Annotated in this window: 2 protein-coding genes; both read left to right on the top strand. The window is 36.0% G+C overall.

The features are described from left to right. Nucleotides 1-839 precede the first annotated feature (839 nt). Complete coding sequence (locus F6K06_RS33220; protein ID WP_124146038.1) at nt 840-1,763, top strand: NAD(+) kinase; 924 nt, start codon at nt 840-842, stop codon at nt 1,761-1,763. Nucleotides 1,764-2,253: 490 nt separating this feature from the next. After that, on the top strand, nt 2,254-3,336 hold the full coding sequence (locus F6K06_RS33215) for a hypothetical protein (RefSeq protein WP_287245273.1): 1,083 nt from the start codon (nt 2,254-2,256) through the stop codon (nt 3,334-3,336). Nucleotides 3,337-3,786 lie beyond the last annotated feature (450 nt).

The following is a 3,786-nucleotide window of genomic DNA, read 5'->3' as shown; positions in this document are numbered from 1 at the left end:
ATTCCCTCAATTTTCTGGAATTCCAGCAGTTCTTTGTCTTCAGCTTCACTCAAATGTACTCTTAAAGGGGCTGGCACACTATAAATTTTCCTCCATCTACTCGACTAGGCTATTTTACAACTTTTTTGCCTGCCTACTTATGACTTCTGACTTCTGACTTGCGTGCAGCGCTATAATTGGCCATATTTGCTTTAAATTCGTGCAATTTATGAGAATTTACGATCGCTGCTTCCACTTTGTTGCACTACTTCTAGAAATAGCTTCAGCGATCGCACTGAATTGATAATATATTTATAGTGGAAATAGCGTAAGTGCTCGCACGTATTTAATCTGCTAGTTTTTTTGATTTTAACGCAAAATAAAACTTCTCTGTATATAGCTTTCAGGCTTTTTTTCTGGCAATTATTTTTATATAAAATATTGCGGAAGTGACAAATTAACCAGATTTAAGCAGATGATTTTGCCAGAAAAGTTATAATTTCTAGTTGCATTTACAGAGTAAACACAAATTTTACCACTTCAAAAACATATGAAAGTCAAGCAGGCAAATACTTACAGTATTATTTGTCTAACCTTGATCAAACTCATGCAAATCTTCACACATCTTTTACCTATGAGCCTTCTACAGTAGTTATATTAGATTTAATCAAACTCAGATAATACAAGATTTTTCCTTCTCCCCTAGATAACTAAACGCCTTCTTCCTGATTCCTTCTTCTTTTTTCCTTCTGCCATAACAGAGCAATTATCCAACTCCTAAAGGCCGTAGTTATTGCTATACAATGATTCAGTGGTGCAGAGATTTTGCCAATCTCTATCTAAAATCTAGAATATTAACTATGGACATTAAACGAGTAATTATTGCTCATAAGGCCAAAGATGATGTGAGTCAGCATTATGCAGAACAATGTGCTAGACAGTTGGAAGATAGAGGCTGTCAAGTGTTAATGGGGCCTAGTGGACCACAAGATAATCCATATCCAGTTTTTCTTGCTTCTAGCACTCATAAAATTGACTTAGCAGTGGTTTTAGGAGGAGATGGTAGTGCTTTAGCTGCTGCAAGACATTTAGCAGCTCTAGGTATTCCAATGTTGGCAGTTAATGTGGGAGGACATTTGGGATTTTTGACAGAAAGTTTTGAAGATTTTAAGGATACAGAGAAGGTATGGGATAGGTTATTTGAAGACCGCTATGCTGTACAACTGCGAATGATGTTACAGTCAGCAGTGTTTAATGGCGATCGCACTAACCTCGAACCATCAAGCGATCGCTTTTTAGCTTTGAATGAATTTTGTATTAAACCTGCTTCTGCTGACAGGATGCCCACTTCTATTTTGGAAGTAGAAGTTGATGGTGAAGTAGTAGACCAATATCAAGGGGATGGACTTATTGTTGCTAGTCCGACTGGTTCTACTTGCTATACTGCTTCTGCTAATGGACCAATTATGCACGCTGGTATGGCTTCTATTTCTGTTACTCCAATTTGTCCTTTAAGTCTTTCTAGTCGTCCTATTGTACTTCCTCCTGGTTGTATAGTTAGTGTTTGGCCTCTACAGGAGCACGATCTAACTACTAAACTTTGGGCAGATGGAGTTCTATCTACTGCTATTTGGCCTGGACAACGGGTGGATGTGCGTATGGCAGATTGTCAGGCTAAGTTTATTATTTTGCGGGAAAATTATTCATTTTTCCAGACTCTTAGAGAAAAACTACAATGGGCTGGTGCCAGAATTAAGTACAATAATGAGCATCGTAGTAGTTAAGTGGTAGATAGTAGGTTATCTCCAGTTATCAGTTAGCCTCCTCCGGAGCAGCTACGCTCACAGTACCTCTAGCTGAACCCTTATGCTTGCTGAACCCTTATGCTTAACACAAGGAATATTCTCTTTTCTCTTGGTCGATTAGATATGGCGTTTGCTAGCGCACAACTAGGTTAACGCGTTTGCGATAGCATTCTGTAAAGAAAAGCGTCCCGGAGGGAATGGAAACCTCGCCATCTCTCGACCGCTTTTTATCCTCTTAAAAAGGGAGGCTTGAGACCAAAATTTTTTGGTCAAGAAGAATTTCTTTTACTGAATAAAATTTTGCTAAAGTTGTGCCCTAGATACCTCACATCTCCCGATTTTCAAAACTCTGATATTGATGCTCAAGAACGATTTACGTTAGACAAAAAAAATTCTGAAAATTGTCTCAATTAAATCGATTTGTCCTCTATATACCTCACATTTCCCGATTTTCAAAACTCTAATATTGATGGTAAAAAATGCTTTAAGCAAGACAAAAAAAATCCTCAAAATTGTCTCAATTAATCTAATTTTATGTTTGCTTATATTAAGCTTTGTTGAAGGTCTATCTAGCATTATTTTACTGTTTTATAAAATCAGTAAAGTTCAACCAATTAGCGAAATACGTCACACCCAATATGATGAATTATTAGGATGGGTGAATCTTCCTAATGTTGATATTCCAAATATGTATGCTCCGGGGATATATTTTCGAACAAATTCTCAATCTTTGAGAAATAGCGAAGACTTTAGTATTAATATCCCCCCTAATAAAGTTAGGATAATTTGTTCTGGGGATTCTTTTACGATGGGATGGGGTGTTAGTAATGACCAAACATGGTGTCAATTATTAACATCTATCAATCAACGTTTACAAACTATTAATATGGGTCAAGGGGGATATGGTATTGACCAAGCTTATTTATGGTACAAACGTGATGGTACTAAGTTTGACCATAATATTCAGATATTTGCTTTTATTACTGATGATTTTGTGCGGATGCAGCTGGCAAGGTCTTTGGGTTATGGGAAACCATTATTGTATTTAGAAAATGGGGAGTTAGTTAATCATAATTTTCCTGTGCCTAGAGGTTCTTTTTTAGTTCCAAAAATTACAGAAGGTGGCAGATATATTCAGGAGTTAAGATTTTTAAATCTATGGCAAACATTGTTTCCTAGAAAAATGGAAACTGACAATAAATATGTTGCTCAAACTCCTGCTATAGCTATCAAAATCTTTGAACAGTTGGCGAAGATTAATCAAGGGAAAAATAGTAAGTTAGTGGTTGTTTATTTGCCAATATATTCTGATTATTATCTGAATGAATCTAGTTTTTGGCGACAATATCTACAGGCTGAATTAGAAAAACGAAACATAGTTTATATTGATTTGATTGCTGAATTTAGAAAGAGAATGCCAAATGAACAAGTAGAAACTGCTTTCTTAGGTGGTAATGGGCATTATTCTGTATCTGGTAATGAATTTTTTGCTAATCTTTTGTATGAAAAGTTATTATCTATGCCTGAAGTTGCAGTTATTTTACAGCAGTAGAAAATGTTATAGCAATTCCCATAATGGTGAGGTAAAAAATTCATTTGTTTTAGGGAACAGGGAACAGGGAACAGGGAACAGGGGACAGGAAAGAAAAAATAAAGATAGGTGTACCTCATTTTGGTATTAGCTCTGAGTTTTGGAATGATTTATGGTGTTAATAGTTATTAGTAATTAGATTTTAGCTATTTTGTCTCTTCTAGAGTAGACATCTCCAGAAAAGAGGCAACAGGCAACGGGTAACAGGGAGAAATAATTGATAATTTATGGATAAGAATTGATTTTATTTTTGATTTTTGGAGATGTCTAGTAGTTATAGCAGTCTAGTGCAGGATGGCAGAAATAAGTGACCAGTAGAAGCAATGCCTTCTTCCTGAGATAGAATACTCAGAAGTGTGATCGCGATCGTAAAATAAATGGTCAATAGCCAAGCTAAAAATGATCGGCATT

Source organism: Okeania sp. SIO1H4, from assembly GCF_010672695.1.
Lineage (GTDB): Bacteria > Cyanobacteriota > Cyanobacteriia > Cyanobacteriales > Microcoleaceae > Okeania > Okeania hirsuta.
This window is presented reverse-complemented; position numbering and strand designations above follow the sequence as displayed.